Source organism: Acinetobacter sp. UC24323, from assembly GCF_024151445.1.
Taxonomy (GTDB): domain Bacteria; phylum Pseudomonadota; class Gammaproteobacteria; order Pseudomonadales; family Moraxellaceae; genus Acinetobacter; species Acinetobacter baumannii.
Map to the genome: position 1 here is coordinate 427,495 of NZ_JAHIBY010000001.1, position 20,453 is coordinate 447,947.

Genomic DNA, 20,453 nt, shown 5'->3' on the forward strand with positions numbered 1-20,453 from the left:
TTACTCCCAGACCTTTTCCAAATGTGCCGCCAAACGAGATAAGGGATAGCAAATCAGAAAATACAAAATAAAAATAAAGCCATAAATCCAAAGAGAAGCGCTCGGCACGGTAAGCAGCGAATTTTCAATAATTTGCTGGCCAACTTTAATGACTTCAACCACACCAATCAGGACTGCCAAAGAGCTGGTTTTCACCATTCGGGTAAATAAATTAATCGCGCCTGGTGTTACTCGTTTTAGACTTTGCGGAAAAATGACGTAGATCAAAGCTTGGACATGAGTTAGTCCAAGAGCATAGGCCGAATCGCGTTGATGCTGGTCAATTGAAGTAATGGCAGCACGAACCAAATCGCCCATTTCAGCCGTACCCCATAAAACAAACACAACAATGCACACCCACATTGCAGAAAACTGCCAGTTAAACCATGTCGCAAAGCCGAAATAAAACACGAACAGCAAAACTAAAATTGGAATGATTCGAATGGCTTCTAAGTACAGACGGCACAGCGCTTTAACGACTATGTTTTTAGAAGTCATAATGACGCCGAAAACTGTGCCAAAAATTGCAGAGAAAAACACTGAAATAAATGCAATTTTTGCAGTTGCCCAAAGTCCCCACATTAAACGTTCGAGGTGACTCGCTTGAAATAGATAATCAAGTTCCATGGCTCACCTTCCGACTTCTGTGCTCCAGATAGCTGGTTAAAATGGACACGGGCAATAAAATAATGAGATAGGCCATGATGAGTAAAAACAAAGCTTCTGTGGTTTTATAGTCCATGCCAATTAAGTCTTTGGTGACAAAAAGCAGTTCAACGACAGCAATGGCACTAACCACAGAACTTTCTTTAATTAGAAATAGACAATTTGCCCCTATTGCTGGAATTGAAATAGCCAGTGCTTGAGGGAAAATGACATATCTAAAAATTTGAGTCGGTTGCAGACCAATACTTTTTGCAGAGTCAATCTGCCCTTTAGCAACAGACTGCAAACCTGCTCGGAAAGCTTCGGCCATATAGCTTCCGCCTAAAAAGGTCAGTCCGATCACACCACAGGTAAAACCATCAATTTTGATACCCAGCTTTGGCAAACCGTAATACAAAAAGAACAGTTGAATTAATAAAGGGGTATTTCGAGATAACTCAATATAGAACTGGGCAATTCTATTTAGCACCCGCACGCGATATGTGATTAAAATGCTGCAAATCAACCCTACAATAATTGCCAAAATAATGCTGATAATTGAAATTTTCAGCGTGGTCAAAGTTGCAGAGAAAAATTGCGGCAACACACTATGGATATACTGCCAGTTCAAGGAAAATTCCAACAAATAATATTAAAACGTTATAAATATTTAGCTTTCGTCAGCCATTAAATATTTGTGTAACAAGTTTATTTTTTTCCCAATTGGTCTAAAACTATTTTTATTAGATAAGCTTTTCTATAAGTTTGATAAATTCGATCTGGCAATCGAAAACCTTCAAATCAGTTGGATACAACTGCTTAAAACATATTCACTAAAACAAAGATGAATAATAAAATCAATAAAAAATCGGACACCAATGCCCGATTTTTATTAAATGATTTTCAATTTATTGCTTATTTTCTAAGTACATCACCAATACTTGGGTCTTTATCAAAAACCGATTTAGCATATGGGCAAAGCGGAATTACTTTTACGTCTTTTTCACGAACAAAAGCTACCAAAGCATCAAGTAATTGGCGACCTACACCTTGTCCACGATAATTTTCGTTTACATCTGTGGCATCAATAATTAGCATGCTTTCGCCTGCCCATGTATAAGTCATTTCACCTGCAACGGTTTCACCATCAAGTAAGCTAAAGCTGCCGTGTTTTGTATCATCTTTTTGTTGAATATTCACAATGAATTCCTCATATTACAAATCGTATTTATTTAAAAATGACTTTGTATAATCTTTATCTATAAGAACAAATTTAACTGTAAAAAAATAGCCTATTTTTAGCAGTGAGTCTGTATGCTTTTTAAATACAATCTTCACTTAAATTAGTGAAACTCTTGCACCAGACTATTAATATGCGCCACCGCAGCAGTTCGGTTTTCAACGCAAAGTTTTTCAAAAACATGCTCTAAATGTTTATTCACTGTCCGTGGACTCAGCTCCAAAATTTCTGCAATGTCTTTATTGGTTTTTCCTAACAACAACCAGTGCATGACTTCTGCCTCACGTTGAGTCAACTGCGGGCAATATTTCAAAATATCAGCCATTTCTAAAGCTGGCGTAGTTGTCTTGATCTGGATAAGATAATTTTTTGCCACACTTGGCTCACTTTCCCACGGCGTGAGCAATAAAAGCTGTAATTGCTGAGATGGTGTCGAATAAGAACAGCTGGTTAATTTTTTTGGGTCTTTTTCATGTTCCAAATCTGAAAACCAAGCTTTTAAGCCTGCTTCAAAACCTTCTAATTCAGGTAAATATTGATTCAGTAAATCACTGGCTTTTTGAGTTTTCCAAACAATTTTACCGTGAACATCTAGTGCAAGAATTGCTGTTTCCGTTGCATCAATGACCTGTTTTTGTTGTTGCAATAGTTTGGCATGTGCCAAATGTGTTTTTACCCTTGCCAATACTTCTTCAATATTCAGAGGCTTGGTTACATAGTCCACCCCGCCGACCTGAAAACCACGCACAATATGTTCTGTCTCAGACAAACCTGTCATAAAAATAACGGGAATAAACTGCGTAATTGGACTCGCTTTAAGCTGTATACAACTTTCAAAACCGTCCATATGTGGCATATTGCCATCAAGTAAAATCATATCTGGTAAGCATCGGTGTGCAATTTCAATTGCACTTAACCCATCGGTTGTGACAAGCACGCGATAACCTGCCTGATCCAGACTTTCATGTAACAAGCCTAAATTTTCCGGCACATCATCCACAATCAGAATAACAGCCTGCTCGTTTGGCGAAGCTTGCTGAAAAGAAACATGTTGCGTACTCATTGCTTATCCTGAATCAATCGTTGCGCGTGTTTTAAATCAAACTTTTGAATAGCCTGTTCAAGCTGTTCCCATAACTCATTATGCTCCGGAAAATTTTGACGGCATTGCATTAAAGTCTGTTGAATTCCTCGAATATAACCCTGTCCAATTAAATCATTTAACTGTTGCAAGCTTTGCGGTAAATCAAGCAGATCATTATTTTCTGGTTGTTGAATTGGTGTATGAACAGCAACTTGCTCTTGCTTATATATATTTAAATCGAGTACTTGAACTTCATTATTTTCAAGGAGTGTCTCTGATTTGGAATCAATCCACACCAAGCCCAACTTATCTCCAATTTTACTCAGCAACAAATTCAGGTCGATTGGTTTTAACATAAAGTCTTCACTTAAGACGGCGTCTTGTGGATTGACTTCACGCTCGCCTGCATTGGCTGAAATAATTAAGATCGGCACATTGGTAATATTATTCTGACGCAATAATCGTGCTGTTTCCCACCCGCCCATCAAAGGCATATTTAAATCCATCAAAATCAGATTAGGTTGGAAAATAGGTACACGTCTTAAACAGTCAATGCCCGACTCGGCTTCTTCAATCATAAATCCCAAAGGTTTGAGAAAATTAGCAACTAAACCTCGATCCACAGCTTCATTATCGACAACTAAAATTCGTTTTCGCTCGCCTTGATAACCCGTAATCTGGTTGGAGTAAACATTAGAAATCGGATGAACCACTTCTTTTGAAGGTAAGTAAAACTTAATCTTAAATTGTGAACCCTGATTGAGCTGACTAGTCACAGATAACTGCCCACCAAGTAAATCGACTAATAATTTTACAATTGGTAGTCCGAGTCCTGTTCCAGTAAATCCGCCTTGAACCACATTACTGCCCCGTTCAAACGGGTTAAAGATTCGCTCTAAATCTGCCTCGGCAATACCACAGCCCGTATCTCTAATTTCAAAATAAGCCGTTTGAAAACGGTACTCGACTTTTAAAGTAATTGTGCCACTCGTTGTAAACTTTAATGCATTGCCCAGCAAATTGATGAGCACTTGCTCTAAGCGTTTTTTGTCGGTACGAACATAGTGCGGTAGGTTCTCTCCAATTTCATAAACAAACTGTAAATTCTTCTGTTCAAACTGAGGCTGAAACATTTGAATAATCTGTTCAATAAAATTGGGGAAATGCACATCCACTACATTTAAAGAAATTTTGCCTGTTTCAATGCGTGCTAAATCTAGTAAACCGTCAATGAGTGAAGTCAAATGCTGCCCACTACGGCTAATCACTCCGAGTGCCATTTTGCCTTGTTCAGAGAGTTGTTCTTGTTTTTGAAGTAATTGGCTATAGCCCAAAATACTATTTAAGGGTGTCCGTAGTTCGTGGCTAATGCCAATGACATAACGGCTTTTTGCATCATTGGCCCGTTCTGCTGCTATTCTGGCATCTTGTAAGTCTTTTGAAGTGACTTCATGGGCAGCAATTTCATCAATCAATAATGCTGTTTGCTGATGCGTTTCGATTTCAGCATTACGACGGCTTTCATCGTTTAACACTAACCACCATGCAGCAACGCTCATTAATAAAAATAAAATGGTATAAATTTTGACAAACAGCGTAAATAGTTGAGGAACAGCTGCGGCATTAATGGTTTCTAAGTAGGTTTTTTCTTGGATATAAACCAGACTCAAACTCACTGCCAAAACAATAGACAATCCTAGAGTCAGCAATAGATACAAACTGACCCTGCTATTTAAACGGCTGGCCCAACGCTCTGGTAAATAGTGCCAGATGGCTTTTTTGAGCTGAACTGACCAACGTGCATCGGGTTTACATAAATCGTGACAGCGGGCTTCAAGTGAACAGCATAGAGAACAAATCGTACCGTTATAGGCTGGGCAGCCCGCCATATCAGCAAGCTCATAATCCCGTTCACATACCACACAGTTAGCAACCGACGTCGCCTGAATTTTTTCAGGCTGGCGTGCAATGTAATATTTGCCTTTGGTTAGGTAAGCAATGACAGGAACGCATAATATAGCACTCCCTAGAGCAATAAAACTCGCCAATCCTTTTGCCATGAGTCCGAAAAAGCCCAAATAACTCAGCATAGATAACACTGAAGCAATCAGTAAAGCGCCCACACCTACGGGGTTAATGTCATATAAGTAAGCACGGCGAAATTCAATTCCTTTCGGGCTTAGACCTAAAGGCTTACAGATAATTAAATCGGCAACAACGGCACCAATCCATGCCAAAGCGATATTACTATATAGTCCCAAAATGCGTTCAACCGCATGGCTAATCCCCATTTCCATCAAAACGATAGCAATAAAAATATTAAAAAGAAGCCAGACAATTCGCCCCGGATGGCTATGAGTCAAGCGAGCAAAAAAGTTGGACCATGCCAATGAGCCAGCGTAGGCATTGGTCATATTAATTTTAATTTGTGCCAAGCAAACCAGTGCCAGAGTCAAGATTAGAGCAAGCTGAGGGTTTGGAATAAATTGTTGATAGGCGACCCAATATAGATAAGTCGGATTGTCTAGTTCAGAGACAGGAATAAACAGCTGAAAAGCTAACACCATCAGTAGCATGCCCATCAAAACTTTTAGAAATCCGAAAATAATCCATGACGGACCACCTAAAAAAACGGCAAAACGCCACGCGGTTCTGTTCTGTTCTTTTTGTGGTAAAAAGCGTAGATAGTCAGCTTGCTCACCAATTTGGATCACAAATGAAAAAATAAGAGTGCACGCCGCACCAAAGTAATACAGATTAAAGTCAGTTGAGTTTGAAACTGCTCCAACAAAATGCAGGCTACTACTTAAAATTTGTGGTTGTTTCCAAAGTACAAAAAACCACGGTAACAACAGCAATAAAAGCCAGATTGGCTGAGTGATTGCCTGAACTTTATTAATAAAACCAATGCCTTTGACCACTAAAGGCAAAATCACTAAGGCAGAAATTAAGTAACCAATAACTTGCGGAATGCCTAAAGCCAGATCAAGTGCCATTGCCATAATTGCGGCTTCAAACGCAAGCAAAATAAAGGTAAAGCTGGCATAAATTAGAGATGTAATGGTCGAGCCAATGTAGCCGAAACCTGCACCACGAGTAAGCAGATCAACGTCTACATTATATTTTGCGGCGTAGTAACTGATCGGCCAACTGGTCAAAAATATGATGGCGCATACGACAATTGCTGCCCATAACGCATTGCTAAAGCCATATTGCCAAAGCATGGTCGCCCCAATGGCTTCCATCGCCAAAAAGCTAACGGTCGAAATTGCGGTGTTGGTCACCGTCCAAGGTGACCATTTTCTTACTGAAGTGGGTGCGTAGCGGAGCGCATAATCTTCGATACTTTCATCTGCCACCCAAATATTATATTCACGGCGTGTTTTGATCACACGTTGTGGCGCTTGTTGGGGGCGTGAAGAATCTGGCATAACACTCATGTTTGGCATGTGGCTGCATTAAACCCAGCAATCCTTATGCCAAAAGTCATTTATCATGGCGATTTTTTCTAATACGCACATATACGCAAAATAACGTATTTTCAATTTTTCCCAAAAATCACACACTCAAAACCATCAAAAAACAATGATCAATATTTGTGTTGATTGACCGAAAATGATTGGGAGATTGATGTTATGAGTGTATCTGAACATCCAAATCTGGACACTGTGCAAGGTGCAGATTCACAAAAAGCAGTGAATGAAACCTTAGAAGATTATACTTTACGTTATGCTCCACACAGCTTTCGGCGCTGGAGTCCCAAAGTTGTTGCTATTACTGCACTTGGTGGTATTGCCTATCTTGCTGACTTTTCTATTGGTGCCAGTATTGGTATGTCTTATGGAACAACCAATGCTGTTTTCTCCATTTTATTTGCAGCGATTATTATCTTCTTAACCGGCATTCCTTTAGCCTACTACGCAGCTCGCTATAACATCGACCTTGACTTGATTACCCGCGGTGCAGGTTTCGGTTACATCGGTTCGGTTCTTACCAGTATCATTTTCGCCAGTTTCACCTTTATTTTCTTTGCCCTTGAAGGTTCAATCATGGCGCAAGGGTTATTGCTCGGTTTAGGCATTCCGCTTTGGGCAGGTTACCTCATCTCAACCGTTATGGTCATTCCACTCGTCATTTACGGCATGAAAGCTTTAAGTAAATTACAAGTCTGGACTACCCCACTTTGGCTCGTTCTAATGATTGGTCCTGTAGCCTATCTGATTTACCAAGAACCTACCTTAGTTAGCCAGTTTGCAACGTTTACAGGTCATGAAGGTTTTGCACCTGTAGATATGGCAGCGATTATGCTTGGTGCGGGTATATGCTTATCCCTCATCATGCAAATCGGTGAGCAAATTGACTACCTACGCTTCATGCCTGCAAAAACAAAAGAAAATAGCAAAGCATGGTGGGCTGCAGTTATTTCAGCGGGTCCGGGCTGGGTGATTTTAGGGGCGATTAAACAAATTATTGGGGCATTTTTAGGTTTCTATTTACTCACTAAAATACCGGGCGTAAACAGCACTGAACCTGTTCAACAATTTAATGCAGCGTTTCATGACATGCTTCCGGGCTGGGCTGCTTTAACACTTGCAGTTATTTTGGTGGTTATTTCTCAAATTAAAATTAATGTGACCAATGCTTACTCTGGTTCCCTTGCATGGACAAGTGCCTACACTCGTATTAGCAAACATTATCCGGGTCGTATTGTCTTTGTGATCGTAAACTTGGCAATTGCACTTGCTTTAATGGAAGGCAACATGTTTGCGGTATTGGGTAAAATCTTAGGGTTCTATTCAAACTTTGCGATTGCTTGGGTGGTGGTGGTTGCAACAGACATTTCAATCAACAAATATGTTTTAAAACTTTCACCTAAAGAACCGGAATATCGCCGTGACATGCTCTACAACGTAAACCCTGTCGGTATGGTTGCTTTCCTTGTATCAGCAGGTTTATCGATTGCAGCATTCTTCGGATTACTTGGTAGTTTCTTGGCGCCTTACTCTCCAATTATTGCACTTGTACTTGCTTTTGTATTAACACCAATCATGGGTCTATTAACCAAAGGAAAATACTACATCAAGTCACACGATGACGGTGTTAAAGAACCACGTTACGATGCTGAAGGTACACCAGTAGCAACTGTTTATCACTGCCGCGTATGTGAGCAAGGCTATGAGCGTCCAGATATTATGTTCTCTCACAAACATAACGGTACAATTTGTTCTTTGTGTAAAACACTCGATGCTTAACTCCCTTACCAATTAAAAAAGAAGCTTTAAAGCTTCTTTTTTTATATCTGATGATTTAGCCAATCGGAAATAAGCGCTCAGGTACCACATCTTTCATCACAATGGTTGAGATGAGCCGCTGCACACTTGGAATAGCAGATAGTTTTTCATCGTACAAACGCTGAAAAGCCGGTAAATCTCTAGCAACAACATGGAGTAAATAGTCAGGTTCACCAAACAAACGCTGTGCCTGAATAATTTGCGGAATCTCAATCACGGCATTTTCAAACTTCTCAACCGCCTGTTTATCGCCTTCTTTAAGCGTAATAAAAACAATCGCTGAAAACTCAAAACCGACTAAGTTTGGGTCGAGTTCTGCCCGATAGCCTTTGATAGCTCCCGACTCTTCTAAAGCCTTCACTCGTCTGTGACAAGGTGAAATGCTCAAACCAACTTTTTCTGCCAATTCAGTGATAGATAATCGGCCATTTAATTGCAATTCAGCAAGAATCTTTTTATCTATGCGATCCATTTAGAAAAATTTACCCCAAATGTATGTGATATGAGCAAATATTTAAAAGCACATTCTAAATACATGAGCATATTATTTTCAACAAGCTCGAATAAATAGGGATTTTTTCTAAACCACGGGCGAAACCTTTGGAAAATTGTTTGCCGAGATAAACATATGGCTTTTAACATTTTTATTGCATTTTGGAGTGTCTCCATTCTTTTTATTATTACGCCAGGGGCAGACTGGGCCTACGCTATTTCCGCAGGTATTAAGGGTAAAGTTGTCGTACCCGCTGTTGCAGGTATGCTATTTGGGCACTTTATTACGATTTTATTGGTAGCGGCTGGTGTTGGTCTGCTTGTAGCAAATAACCCAACTGCGCTTATGATTCTTACTGTTGCGGGTTCTGCCTATTTATTATGGATGGGAATAAATTTACTCATTACCCCTCCTACTCCGAATCAGGCTGGTTCTGAAAAGGCTCAGTCATGGTTGAGCTGGGCAACCAAAGGCGTTTACGTAAGTGGCTTAAACCCGAAAGTTTTTTTGCTCTTTTTAGCCCTGCTTCCTCAATTTATTGACACCACTGCTTCATGGTCAGTGACGACACAAATTCTTGCCTTTGGTGTTGTCCACATGATTAGCTGTGCAATTATTTACTTAATGGTGGGTTATGGTTCAGAGGCTATTTTGAAAACCAGACCACAAGCAGCACAGTTAGTCGGCCGTTTTTCAGGTGGTTTAATGGTCGTTATCGCAACGTGCTTATTGATTGGGCAAATTTAAAAGTCATTCAGCAAAAAGTTACTGGCCTCGATTTCAGGTCAGTAACTTAAATAATAAATACGGGAAAAAATTTATCTCATACGTTTAAGGTTATAGGTCACGACTCCCCAAATCACCAGTTCTTGCCCCTCTTCAATATAAATATTTTGATAATCAGGGTTTTCTGCTTTCAGCCACACTTTAGGGGGTTGAAATTGGGTATCAATCATTAAGCGCTTAACAGTAAAATCATTGTCGATAAGTGCAATCACAATATCGCCCGATTTAGCAGGAATACTACGGTCCACAATAAGCGGATCATCAATATCAATTCCGGCATCTAACATGGACAACGAATTGGCTTTCACAATAAACGTGGCATTTTCATTTCTAATTAAATATTCATTTAAATCGAGTGCTTTCTCAATATCGTCTTGCGCTGGTGATGGGAAACCCGCAGCAACACGTTCTGTCGCCAAAGGAATGTGGTAAATTTTATCGTTGTTCGGATGAACCTGCTGTATCTTTAGTTTTGAAGTGAAATCTGTCTGGTTATCGGTTTTGACATTATTCAGTAACCAATTTTTGATAAAGTTGACTTGAGATTCAGGAACACGAATCACTTTGGTGGGTTCATTGAACTGTGCTTTACGGCCGGCGTTTTCCCGTGCACCGCCATGCTCGAATTCTTTCTTCTTTGGCATATCGCCTCCATTTCACCGTTCAAATCCTACACAAACAATGTAACTTGAAAAAGTTACATTTTCAAGTTGACGAAATATTTTTTTTGCATAACAATAAATTTCATGATCAGATTTTAATCCATTTTGCTTTTAACAGGGATGTTAAAACGGAAATGGTAATTTGAAGAGAATCAAAACCTATTGTGAAATAGTTCTTATTACTGACTGTTTTGATTTTTATCAATGAAATTCTGAACACTTAAATATGAGTTAGATTCAGTTTTTGGTATGGAGACATGCGAAATGAAAAATCAACGTGATGCAGTTTTAGGTTATGCAGATGAACAACATGCCTACTATATCCGTCTTATTGAAAATGATGCGGTATTAGGCGAAAGCTATGGAATTTTCTGTGAAAATCCGGAAAGTGAAGCAGCCGAAAGTATTATGACGACACTATTTTTAAAGAAATCATTTTGGTTAAATGGCTCAGAATTCACAGATATTGTAAAAGGCTTACACCCCCTTACCCACTCATAAGTTTAAAATAATAAAAATAAAGGAGGCATAATGCCTCCTTTATTCTCAAAAACTATTTGCTTAAGACGTAAAGCGTCCATAAGCATCGCGTTTTTGATTACGAGAGTTCTGACCACGCCCATCTGAACGGCCACGGCGGTCATCGTCGTCGTCATCGTCATCACGACGGCTGCGACCACGGCCTCGGCCACCTGAACGACCGCGATCATCATCTTCATCGTCGTCATCATAACGACTGCGGCCACGGCCTCGGCCACCTGAACGACCACGGTCATCATCTTCGTCATCATCGTCACGACGGCTGCGACCACGACCTCGACCGCCTGAACGGCCACGGTCATCATCTTCATCGTCGTCATCATAACGGCTGCGACCACGACCTCGGCCACCTGAGCGACCGCGATCATCATCTTCATCGTCGTCATCACGACGGCTGCGACCACGACCTCGGCCACCTGAACGGCCACGGTCATCATCTTCATCGTCGTCATCATAACGGCTGCGACCACGACCTCGGCCACCTGAGCGACCGCGATCATCATCTTCATCGTCGTCATCACGGCGGCTGCGGCCACGACCTCGACCGCCTGAACGACCGCGATCATCATCTTCATCGTCATCATCACGGCGGCTGCGACCACGACCTCGGCCACCTGAGCGACCGCGATCATCATCTTCATCGTCGTCATCACGACTGCGGCCACGGCCTCGACCGCCTGAGCGACCGCGATCATCATCTTCGTCGTCATCATCATAACGACTGCGGCCACGGCCTCGACCGCTTGAACGGCCGCGGTCATCATCTTCGTCGTCATCATAACGGCTGCGACCACGACCATTACGATCATCGTTTTTATGACTTAAAGCACCAGCTTCACGAGCCTCTTCTGAGGTAAATTCATGTGCGTTACCACTGGCATGTGCAGCACGGCCAGCTTCACGAGCTTCTTCTGAAGTAAATTCATGCGCATTGCCACTGGCATGTGCAGCTCGCCCACCTTTACTGGCTATTTCTCTGACTCTTTCAGGATCCATACTTGCAAATCCACGATTTGAAGTACCTGAACTATTGTTATCATCTTCATATCTAGTATTAGCCATAGTTATATCTTCCTATATTAAAATTATAAGTCGCTACCGCTTTTATTGAACGGATAAATTTAAGATAAGAGATTTAAAATATTTTTATACCCATGCTATGTTTCAATCTTTTTAAATGTATATAATTTAAATTTCAAACAAAAACTCTAACATCATTATTTAAATGAAGATTTTCTTAGTTAAAATATTTATCAATTATTAGCTAATTTTACTTTTTAAATACTCACCATACTTATTATTACTCAAACCTACATAACAATATATTTTTACAAATGCATTTAAAAATTCAGGCTAAATAACACAAACTTTCATAACGTACAAATCAATAAAAAACAAAAACATCTTCACTATTGAAGAAACAAACATAAAATATAATTAAAATTATTTAAAAACAATAACATAAACTATTAATTTTGCATAAAAACTTTACTTGAGTGATTAAAATCAAGATTTAAAATTAACATATAATATTTGTGAGAAAAGAATGATGCAACCTACTCATACACACTCAACACTACAATATATTCATATTTCTGTACCTGAAATTTTACTCAGTAATATTGAAATAAAAAATTCTTGGCAAGATTATAACCAAGAATGGAGCTATAGATTAGACCCGCCTCACGCAAGCCATCCTTTTCAGAGAGACTTGTATATTATTAAATCAAAAAATATTGAAACGGAAGATATAAAAAAATTACTAGATAATATAGTTGTTAAAAACATTAAAAATAAAGATGACTTAAAAAATATAGTTGAAGCGGAAACAGTAATAAAAGAAATTTTAGATTTATCTAATTATATATCTATAGAAAATTGGCTAAATGATACAGGTAACCGATCAATTGTTGAAAGTATGATTGATAAAAACAAGGTTAAGTTATTGGATATTATCTAACCTAACTTGATATGTTATATTTTTTTACATCCTTATATATAAAATAACAAAGACAACTTTTTAAAAAAGACTATTTACTCATATTCACGTGCAGATTAACCAATATAGAGGGACTGAAAATTAAATAGAGGTAGTCTAGACATGGAAAATACAACGAATCAGTATCCATCAGAAGTTCCTGCACAAGTTCAACCTCATCAGCCAGGTGATCAGGAGAAAATGCATCCTGAACCAGAAATTATTAAAGCATCCCATAAAGGCAGTGAAAAACTAAAAGGCAAAGTTGCCGTCATTAGCGGTGGTGATAGCGGTATAGGCCGTTCAGTTGCCGTACTATTTGCCCGTGAAGGTGCCGATATTGCTGTACTGTACCTTGAAGAAGACCAAGATGCCGAAATTACTAAACAGCTTATTGAAAAGGAAGGACAACAATGTCTTTTATTAAAAGGTGATATTTCCGATCCAGACCTTGCAAAACAAAATATTGATAAGGTTTTACAGCATTTTGGAAAAATTAATATTTTAGTGAATAATGCGGGTGTGCAATATCAACAAAAAGAAATTGAAAGTATTAGTAATGAACAATTAGAAAAAACATTTAAAACAAATATTTTTGCCATGTTTTATTTAACCAAAGAAGCCATTCCTTATATGGAGGAAGGCGATAGCATTATTAACACCACCAGTATTACCAGTTACCAAGGTCATGATGAGTTGATTGACTATGCAAGTACTAAAGGTGCAATTACCTCTTTTACTCGTAGTCTATCCAACAATTTAATGAAGCAGAAAAAAGGTATTCGTGTAAATGGTGTTGCACCAGGCCCAATCTGGACTCCCCTTATTCCAAGTAGTTTCGATGCCGAGACTGTCGAAAAGTTTGGTAAAGATACCCCAATGGGTAGAATGGGTCAGCCAAGTGAAGTCGCCCCTGCTTACCTTTTCCTTGCCTCAGATGATGCAAGTTATATTACTGGTCAGGTTATTCATGTAAATGGCGGCCAAATTGTTAATGGCTAATAACATAATTTAGAAAAAGCCCTGAAAGCGTTTAAACTTTCAGGGCTTTTTTTATTTAAGCCGGTACATGTGCGGCTATTTGTTCTCGTGACCAAACCCGGTGTGCTTTAATCAGGTTCTTAAATTTTTCCGCAACATGCTGGAACTCATCTTCAATTAAAGTTCCTTCATCTGCCACTAAACCTAATGGTTCAAGCAAATCAGATTTATTACCTAAAAATACGATTGGCTTTAAGTGCTTATAAGCTTCGAGTAAGTAATGGCGAGCTACCCCGTCTTGCATAACCGTATTTAGGTTATCGCCATCCGGAATAATTACCGCATCATAGGCAATTGAAGGCTCAGACATTTGCATGCCATCAGCCACAATAACGTTATCTTTATGATCTTTGACTGGAGCCAAGCTCGGCGCTAGTAAATGAAGGATTACGCCTTCTTTAATTGCCCAGTTTTTAATAGCCTCCAATGCATCAGACTTCACCATGTTATGGATAAGTACAGCAACTTTTCTACCTTGAATATCTTCAGGCGGGAAAGCTAAAAAAGATAACTTGGCAGATTTTTCAACTGCTGTTTTCTTATAGTTTAGGGTTAAGTCAGGCACTTCAATACCTAAATTTGCTCCTACTTGACGTGCCAAATCTAAGTCGATATTAGCCAAAATTTGTTGAACTTGACGCTCACGAATATGCTTTCTTTGAACTTTACTTAATTCAAAAGTATAGGCATCGACTACATGTTTTTGTTCATGGGGTGCAAGGCTTTTGTAATATAGTCGCGGTTGAGAGAAGTAATCTGAGAACGTCTCACTTCTTTGACGAAGTTTATGTCCACTAATTTTTTCAGGATAACTTTCAAAACCACCATTTGATGCCGCTGGCGGTGTTTCTACTGGCCAATTTCCATCAATTGAGTTTGGTTGATATGCAGCCTGTCCTTTATGAATGGTATGCTGATGAATACCATCACGTTGATTGTTATGGAATGGACACACAGGTTTGTTAATCGGAATTTGGTGGAAGTTTGGTCCACCTAAACGGCTTAACTGGGTATCTGTGTATGAAAATAGACGTGCTTGTAAAAGTGGGTCATCAGTAAAATCAATACCAGGTACTACATGACCCGGACAGAAAGCTACCTGCTCTGTTTCAGCAAAGAAGTTATCTACATTTCTATTTAAAACAAATCGGCCAATTGGTGTAACAGGAACTAATTCTTCAGGAATAATTTTTGTTGGGTCCAGCAAATCGAAGTCAAAGTTCATTTCATCTTCTTCTTCGACAATCTGCACACCGAGTTCCCATTCTGGATAAAAACCTTGCTCAATTGCTTCATAAAGATCACGACGGTGGAAATCCGGGTCTTTACCTGCAAGTTTTTGAGCTTCATCCCATACCAGCGCACTCAAACCTTGTTTTGGTGTCCAGTGAAATTTCACAAAATGTGATTTACCTTCAGCATTAATTAAACGGAACGTATGCACACCAAAACCTTGGATTGAACGTAAGTTACGAGGAATCGCACGGTCTGACATCGCCCAAATTACCGCATGTGCTGACTCGGGCACTAAAGATACAAAATCCCAGAAAGTATCATGCGCAGTTGCACCCGTTGGGATTTCTGTGTCCGGTTCAGGTTTTACCGCATGTACAAAGTCTGGAAATTTAATCCCGTCTTGCACAAAAAAGACAGGTGCGTTATTTCCTACCAAGTCGAAGTTACCTTCTTGGGTATAAAACTTAATGGCAAAACCGCGGATATCACGAACAGTGTCGGCAGAACCACGAGGCCCTTGCACTGTTGAAAAACGTACAAAAATAGGCGTCTGAATAGTTGGGTCTGTCAAGAATCCAGCTTTGGTTAAACGTTCGTTTCCTTCATATGCCTGAAAATAACCATGTGCCCCTACACCACGCGCATGCACAATACGCTCAGGTATACGCTCATGGTCAAAGTGGGTGATTTTTTCTCTTAAAATGAAATCTTCCAATAAAGTCGAGCCACGAATACCCGCTCTTAAGCTATTTTGGTTATCCGCTATTTTAACCCCCTGATTTGTGGTTAAAGCTTCATTAGTTGCATCATCTCTAACTGTGTCTAACTGTTCAGTTTTCTGGGTAGTATTGGCTTTATTTGCTGCATCGGCACCAGCCATTTCACTTGTTTTATTGGTTGATTTAGTATTGTCGTTCATGTCCATTACCTATGTTTTTGAAAGTTAAACTTGGGGTTGAAGTAGAAAACGTTTATAAAACTAGTTTTTAAACGTACCTAAATAAGGAAAAAGGAGTTCTACGTATTTACGAGTACTCCAAAGACCAATACTTTTATGATGAGAATCTGGGGCAAGAAACGGAGTAAGTTTACAAATTTTTATGGCAAGGTCATTTGATTGTTGGACGCGCTCTTGTAGTGCATCAAGTTCGCCATCCGAGATATAACTAAATAAATAATCCTGAATACGCTGGCTATTCTTTAGTTCTCTGCTGTATGCCAAGAAGTTAGAAGAATGATCACTACCAGCAATCCAGTCATGAATAATTTGGCGCTCTACAGGGTTAAACACCCCAAACATTTTTCCATTTTCTTCATTAATCATTCGCCAGAATACGCTCTGTTCAGGGTCGGTATTAAACTTAATCCATTTGTGTTCAGTTAAATGAGTGATTAAACCTGCAATGTCATCGGGATTTGATAACCATTGATTAATGGTCTTGCACCCAAACTGTCTGGTTTCGTTATGGATTAACTGACCGACAAGCGCCTTTCTTTTGAAAATTCTATGGACAAAGTCTTCAGTATTTAAATTTTTTATAATTTTTGAAGAGGATACCCCATGATTATTAAGGGCAAAACCATGTTTTAGCTTGGTCAAGAAGAGTTCTTTATCTCTATATTTATTATAAATATCTTCAATAACTTTAATGGCTTTATAGGCATGACCATTGTCAATATTGTCGATAGTGATATGAAGATTAAAGTATTTAGAATCAATACCTAATTCAGCAAGCTCATAATTCGAAATTAAAAGATGCAGTGGTAACTGCTCATAGCCTAAATTAAAACCCACAATCTCGGGAATAAACTCAGGAGGTGCATAACCCAGAGCAAGCTGCACAACTGCTTGATGATAATACTCGTCTTCTAAAAGCAGATCGAAACTGTCTAGCCCTAGACTGCGTAAAAGGTCATCATAGATACAGACATGGTTTGCTTTTGGCTCACCTAACCCAAGCTCTTCGAGATAAGTAATAATTAATTCATGAAAAATAGGATCATTCCAATAATGCACTGAGCTATATAGCCATGCACCGTCTACTTTTTTGGTTGGAGACACCTTTATTAAAAACTCAAATGCCTGAGCGACGTTCTTAAAATACTCTCTATCTTGACCAGATTGTCTACGATTTAAATATGCCTGAAATTCCTGACAATTTTTTTTATTATCGTTTTCACACCATGCCTTAATCAAATTGATATCCGAAGGAAAATCTATTTCCTTCATCTCTAGTTTATCTATCTCTTTAACAAGAAAATCTCTAGCCTTTTTCTCTTTCTCAAAGCTAGAAACATCAGGATCAAGGAAAAAAACAAACAATTCATAATAATTTTGTTGATTATCTTGTAATAAGTCTAATAATCGTTTTTTCACTACAACAGGCATTTTCATTCTCCGTTTGTGAGATATCAATTACCATACGTCACCCTAACTATAATCGAGTTTTAAGTTTGTTATTTTGCGTTATTAAAAAACAGGGTAAATACAATAAATCTAAAAAATTCATAGACATATAAAATAACGCAAAATTACATTTAAACTTTTAGTATTATTTAAGCTGCTGTTTTTATATAAAATTTGCAAATCTTAATCCAATTTTACATTAACTTCACCATCAAAATTATAAACATTAAAAAAATAACAAAGCAAACAATTAAATAGTTTTATAACATTTTAAAAACAATTGTAGGGAGAATTAAAATGTTCAATAAATGTTGCGAATTATTAGCAAAGGAAAAAATTAAAATTGCATTTTTTGAAAGTGCCTCTGCGGGCTACCTTGCTTATCGTTTCTCTTTAAGTCCTTATTCAGGCGATATTCTGATTGGAAGCCTTGTGAGTTACGACCTTCGCGTAAAGGAAAATACCTTGCATATTTCAGAAGAGCTTATTGAAAAATATACTGCAGAATCAATGCAAGTAACTGTTGAAATGATTAATAAAGGTAAAGAACTTTTACATGCTGACCTGTATGTTGCCTGCACAGGTCTTTTGAAAAAAGGCGGCTCTGAAACACCAGAAAAACCTGTAGGTACTTTCTTTTACTCAATATATTATAAAAATAATTTTTATAATTTTAGACGTGTTTTAAGGGGTCCTGCCTTTTTAAAACTAAGAAAGTTGATTTACTATGTTACTCAAGATATAAAACTTATTATATTAGAAGACAAAAGGCGTTAATTTTATATAAAAGTTAACAAATATACATTTAGAAATATTTATTATCTTTCTTAAATATTATGTGCTGAAATGTAATTTTTTAAATGTTCATATTAATAATGTTTATGACTTAAAATTACATACATTAAAAATCAGCAAGTTATTTAAAATTTATAAATTTTAAGTTTACAGTTAAATATAGGGTAACACCCCTACCCTACACATTTAAAATCTACATGTTTTAATAACCCTATCTGAAGCTCTCAGATAAAACACATCGTCATAATTGATATGAGGTATTAAAAATGAGCACTACTAATAATCAAGCAAATCAACGCAATAATCAGCAGCAACAACAACAGCAAAATGACAACCGTAATCAACAGCAACACGGTAACCAACAGCAAAACGATCAACAGCAACAAAATAACCAGCAACAACAGCAAAATGATAACCGCGGCCAACAACAAGGATCTAACCAAAAAGATTCTGGCCAACAAAACTCAAATAACAACCAACAACGTTAATCGTTTGTAGTTGTTCTTTGATGCGGTCGATCATTTAGGAAGGTGACCTCACCTTCCTAAATCAAAATATAAGCATAAAATTCAATAAAATATGAGGGAATTCTGATGACAGATCAAAATACAGATCATGCTCAATTGGTAGCTGGCGATCATAACTATTCTGACTCTCGCTGGCGCGAAAGCTATCTTACTCGACCTTATTATCAAGAAGCGCAATTAACTACACCAGATCTAGATTATGATCGTGATTTCTCTGCGGCTTATGAACTTGGTCATCGAGCTCGTTCTGAATCTAAAGAAGGAACTCAGTTTGAAGATATGGAAGGCAGCTTGCAGCAAAAATGGGAAGAGCTAAAAGCTGAGTCCCGCCTAAAATGGGAACACGCTAAACAAGCGATTAAAGATGCATGGGATGATATGTAACATCCTCAAAAGGTCCATAGCTATAAGCTTATTTCCTATTGGCCCTGGGAAATAGGCTTTTTTATTGTCCTAAAATTGTGAGCATTAAAAAAATGGTGGCATATTAAAATTATGACTAAGATATTGATTTGCTAAAATTGGATCATCAAAAATTTCTTTTTTAAATTGTACACTCGGTGTTGTAGCGAGTACATGTGTCGGCTTAATAGTAACTTCCACTACATACTTATTTTGCTCATATTTGGCTTTTACACCATAAATCTCAGAATCATTAATGCAAGTTCCATCTGTAAAATATACAAACATACATACTACCTTAAATATTACTCATCATAGCGGTCTTATCAAAAATAAAGCCTGACTAGATAATCAGGTCAGGCCTTTCATCAAAATTAACTTTGATTTTTCTTAAAATATTCAATTATTTCTTCCCCATTATTTACAGGCTTTTTCTGCGAAGGGTAAGTTTCTTCATAGGCATAGGCGGGTAAAGTAATTTTAGCTCGAATTGGAGGTAATTTTTCTTGTCCACCTGTGGTAATTCGCTCAATAAAACCAGCAAGCCAAAGTACAAACTCCTGAGTATTTTTACTTTTAGGAATAAGACTTAAATCCAATTTAATTTTTGACTCTTGCAAAGGTTTAATGAGTATTTCGGCAAAATCAATATAATTATATAAAAGCTTTAATTTTGTCCCCTTTATTTCTTGTCTGAGTTCAATCATCAAATTATTAAGATCTTCCATCGGATCATCCGTAAAGCCTTTTTTTTCTTTAACATTTTGATATATTTTCTCAGCTATTTTTAAATATTGGGGCATATCCTTACCTTTTATAGTTCACTCTTACTAAAATGAATTTTGGATGAATATAAGTAAGCTATTGTGTTTGTTTTATTAACTTTTTGAAACGGTAACTTAAGATTGCAACAAAACGGTAACAACAAATTCTCCAAATTGTAAAAACAAAATAAATATTTGATTAATTTTATATTTTTATATATTTCATTATTATTAAATTATATTTTTTATATAAAATAACGATTAAAAAAGCCTACTAATAAAGTAGGCTTTTGAAAGAAGCTAATCTATTACGAGTTTTTATTCATGTCATGAGATGTAGCTGGATCACTTGCTTCATGCATGCCGTCATTTCTTGAATTACGATCTTGGCAAGCACTCATACCCATAGCAATTGCCAACACCATACTTACTGCACAAAAGATTCTTACCATTTAAAACACCTTTATAAATATTAAAATGTAGGTTTATGAATAACATTATCTTATGTTGGGCTACCGCAGTG

The 20,453-nt window shown here is 37.9% G+C and carries 21 protein-coding genes and 1 pseudogene; 9 read left to right on the forward strand and 13 right to left on the reverse strand.

Going from position 1 to position 20,453, the window contains the following annotated elements; genetic code table 11:
• Nucleotides 1-666 (reverse strand): amino acid ABC transporter permease, encoded by a 666-nt coding sequence (locus tag KNQ97_RS02055; RefSeq protein ID WP_000418064.1) that lies wholly within the window; start codon nucleotides 664-666, stop codon nucleotides 1-3.
• Nucleotides 656-1,315 (reverse strand): amino acid ABC transporter permease, encoded by a 660-nt coding sequence (locus KNQ97_RS02060; RefSeq protein ID WP_001104474.1) that lies wholly within the window; start codon nucleotides 1,313-1,315, stop codon nucleotides 656-658. The genes KNQ97_RS02055 and KNQ97_RS02060 overlap by 11 nt, the downstream gene beginning before the upstream one ends.
• Before the next feature lie 64 nt (nucleotides 1,316-1,379).
• Between KNQ97_RS02060 and KNQ97_RS02065 the strand changes: the two are divergent.
• Nucleotides 1,380-1,490 (forward strand): annotated as a pseudogene (locus tag KNQ97_RS02065) (hypothetical protein); the annotation flags it as partial.
• 109 nt (nucleotides 1,491-1,599) lie between these two features.
• Here KNQ97_RS02065 and KNQ97_RS02070 read toward each other — a convergent pair.
• From KNQ97_RS02070 to KNQ97_RS02080, 3 genes are all read right to left on the reverse strand, one after another.
• Nucleotides 1,600-1,884, reverse strand: a complete 285-nt coding sequence (locus tag KNQ97_RS02070) for a GNAT family N-acetyltransferase (protein ID WP_001025680.1) — start codon at nucleotides 1,882-1,884, stop codon at nucleotides 1,600-1,602.
• Nucleotides 1,885-2,027: 143 nt separating this feature from the next.
• Nucleotides 2,028-2,987 carry a response regulator transcription factor gene (locus KNQ97_RS02075; RefSeq protein WP_000107126.1) on the reverse strand — a complete coding sequence of 320 codons (960 nt, stop codon included), beginning with the start codon at nucleotides 2,985-2,987 and terminating at the stop codon, nucleotides 2,028-2,030.
• On the reverse strand, nucleotides 2,984-6,448 hold the full coding sequence (locus KNQ97_RS02080) for an ATP-binding protein (RefSeq protein WP_253611765.1): 3,465 nt from the start codon (nucleotides 6,446-6,448) through the stop codon (nucleotides 2,984-2,986). The genes KNQ97_RS02075 and KNQ97_RS02080 overlap by 4 nt, the downstream gene beginning before the upstream one ends.
• 195 nt (nucleotides 6,449-6,643) lie before the next feature.
• Between KNQ97_RS02080 and KNQ97_RS02085 the strand changes: the two genes are divergently transcribed.
• A complete protein-coding gene (locus KNQ97_RS02085) occupies nucleotides 6,644-8,260 on the forward strand; it encodes a cytosine permease (protein ID WP_000116422.1) in 1,617 nt (538 codons plus the stop codon).
• 55 nt (nucleotides 8,261-8,315) lie between these two features.
• On the opposite strand, the gene KNQ97_RS02090 is transcribed toward KNQ97_RS02085, so the two are convergent.
• Entirely contained in the window at nucleotides 8,316-8,771 is a 456-nt protein-coding gene (locus KNQ97_RS02090) for an Lrp/AsnC family transcriptional regulator (protein ID WP_032059229.1), read from the reverse strand.
• Nucleotides 8,772-8,927: 156 nt separating this feature from the next.
• On the opposite strand from KNQ97_RS02090, the gene KNQ97_RS02095 reads away from it, so the two are divergent.
• A complete protein-coding gene (locus tag KNQ97_RS02095) occupies nucleotides 8,928-9,539 on the forward strand; it encodes a LysE family translocator (RefSeq protein ID WP_253611731.1) in 612 nt (203 codons plus the stop codon).
• A 71-nt stretch (nucleotides 9,540-9,610) separates the two neighbouring features.
• Here KNQ97_RS02095 and KNQ97_RS02100 read toward each other — a convergent pair whose 3' ends face one another.
• Entirely contained in the window at nucleotides 9,611-10,222 is a 612-nt protein-coding gene (locus KNQ97_RS02100; RefSeq protein WP_253611732.1) for a LexA family transcriptional regulator, read from the reverse strand.
• Between the two features lie 282 nt (nucleotides 10,223-10,504).
• On the opposite strand from KNQ97_RS02100, the gene KNQ97_RS02105 reads away from it, so the two are divergent.
• Nucleotides 10,505-10,741: a hypothetical protein gene (locus tag KNQ97_RS02105; protein ID WP_000795915.1), complete on the forward strand. Its 237-nt coding sequence runs from the start codon at nucleotides 10,505-10,507 to the stop codon at nucleotides 10,739-10,741.
• A 60-nt stretch (nucleotides 10,742-10,801) separates the two neighbouring features.
• Here the strand turns inward: KNQ97_RS02105 and KNQ97_RS02110 are convergent, their stop codons facing one another.
• Nucleotides 10,802-11,842: a KGG domain-containing protein gene (locus KNQ97_RS02110; RefSeq protein WP_301273682.1), complete on the reverse strand. Its 1,041-nt coding sequence runs from the start codon at nucleotides 11,840-11,842 to the stop codon at nucleotides 10,802-10,804.
• A 484-nt stretch (nucleotides 11,843-12,326) separates the two neighbouring features.
• On the opposite strand from KNQ97_RS02110, the gene KNQ97_RS02115 reads away from it, so the two are divergent.
• Together KNQ97_RS02115 and KNQ97_RS02120 are read left to right on the forward strand one after the other, a co-directional pair.
• Nucleotides 12,327-12,740 carry a DUF6367 family protein gene (locus KNQ97_RS02115; RefSeq protein WP_253611733.1) on the forward strand — a complete coding sequence of 138 codons (414 nt, stop codon included), beginning with the start codon at nucleotides 12,327-12,329 and terminating at the stop codon, nucleotides 12,738-12,740.
• 141 nt (nucleotides 12,741-12,881) lie between these two features.
• Complete coding sequence (locus KNQ97_RS02120) at nucleotides 12,882-13,760, forward strand: SDR family oxidoreductase (protein WP_000432325.1); 879 nt, start codon at nucleotides 12,882-12,884, stop codon at nucleotides 13,758-13,760.
• 55 nt (nucleotides 13,761-13,815) lie between these two features.
• Here KNQ97_RS02120 and katE read toward each other — a convergent pair whose 3' ends face one another.
• Nucleotides 13,816-15,960, reverse strand: a complete 2,145-nt coding sequence (gene katE, locus KNQ97_RS02125) for a catalase HPII (protein ID WP_085941324.1) — start codon at nucleotides 15,958-15,960, stop codon at nucleotides 13,816-13,818.
• Between the two features lie 54 nt (nucleotides 15,961-16,014).
• Nucleotides 16,015-17,424: an iron-containing redox enzyme family protein gene (locus KNQ97_RS02130; protein WP_253611734.1), complete on the reverse strand. Its 1,410-nt coding sequence runs from the start codon at nucleotides 17,422-17,424 to the stop codon at nucleotides 16,015-16,017.
• A gap of 315 nt (nucleotides 17,425-17,739) precedes the next feature.
• On the opposite strand from KNQ97_RS02130, the gene KNQ97_RS02135 reads away from it, so the two are divergent.
• The 3 genes from KNQ97_RS02135 to surA1 all read left to right on the forward strand — a co-directional run bounded on the left by KNQ97_RS02135 (nucleotide 17,740) and on the right by surA1 (nucleotide 19,148).
• Nucleotides 17,740-18,219, forward strand: a complete 480-nt coding sequence (locus KNQ97_RS02135) for a CinA family protein (RefSeq protein ID WP_000482091.1) — start codon at nucleotides 17,740-17,742, stop codon at nucleotides 18,217-18,219.
• A gap of 284 nt (nucleotides 18,220-18,503) precedes the next feature.
• Nucleotides 18,504-18,725 (forward strand): hypothetical protein, encoded by a 222-nt coding sequence (locus tag KNQ97_RS02140; protein WP_000108365.1) that lies wholly within the window; start codon nucleotides 18,504-18,506, stop codon nucleotides 18,723-18,725.
• A gap of 105 nt (nucleotides 18,726-18,830) precedes the next feature.
• Nucleotides 18,831-19,148, forward strand: coding sequence for a surface antigen protein 1 (surA1, locus tag KNQ97_RS02145; RefSeq protein WP_000132045.1), 318 nt, complete (start codon nucleotides 18,831-18,833; stop codon nucleotides 19,146-19,148).
• An 84-nt stretch (nucleotides 19,149-19,232) separates the two neighbouring features.
• Here surA1 and KNQ97_RS02150 read toward each other — a convergent pair whose 3' ends face one another.
• The 3 genes from KNQ97_RS02150 to KNQ97_RS02160 all read right to left on the reverse strand — a co-directional run bounded on the left by KNQ97_RS02150 (nucleotide 19,233) and on the right by KNQ97_RS02160 (nucleotide 20,382).
• Complete coding sequence (locus KNQ97_RS02150; protein ID WP_000498474.1) at nucleotides 19,233-19,454, reverse strand: hypothetical protein; 222 nt, start codon at nucleotides 19,452-19,454, stop codon at nucleotides 19,233-19,235.
• Between the two features lie 86 nt (nucleotides 19,455-19,540).
• Nucleotides 19,541-19,969 (reverse strand): hypothetical protein, encoded by a 429-nt coding sequence (locus tag KNQ97_RS02155; RefSeq protein ID WP_001136759.1) that lies wholly within the window; start codon nucleotides 19,967-19,969, stop codon nucleotides 19,541-19,543.
• A 269-nt stretch (nucleotides 19,970-20,238) separates the two neighbouring features.
• A complete protein-coding gene (locus KNQ97_RS02160; protein WP_000251637.1) occupies nucleotides 20,239-20,382 on the reverse strand; it encodes a hypothetical protein in 144 nt (47 codons plus the stop codon).
• Nucleotides 20,383-20,453: the final 71 nt, after the last annotated feature.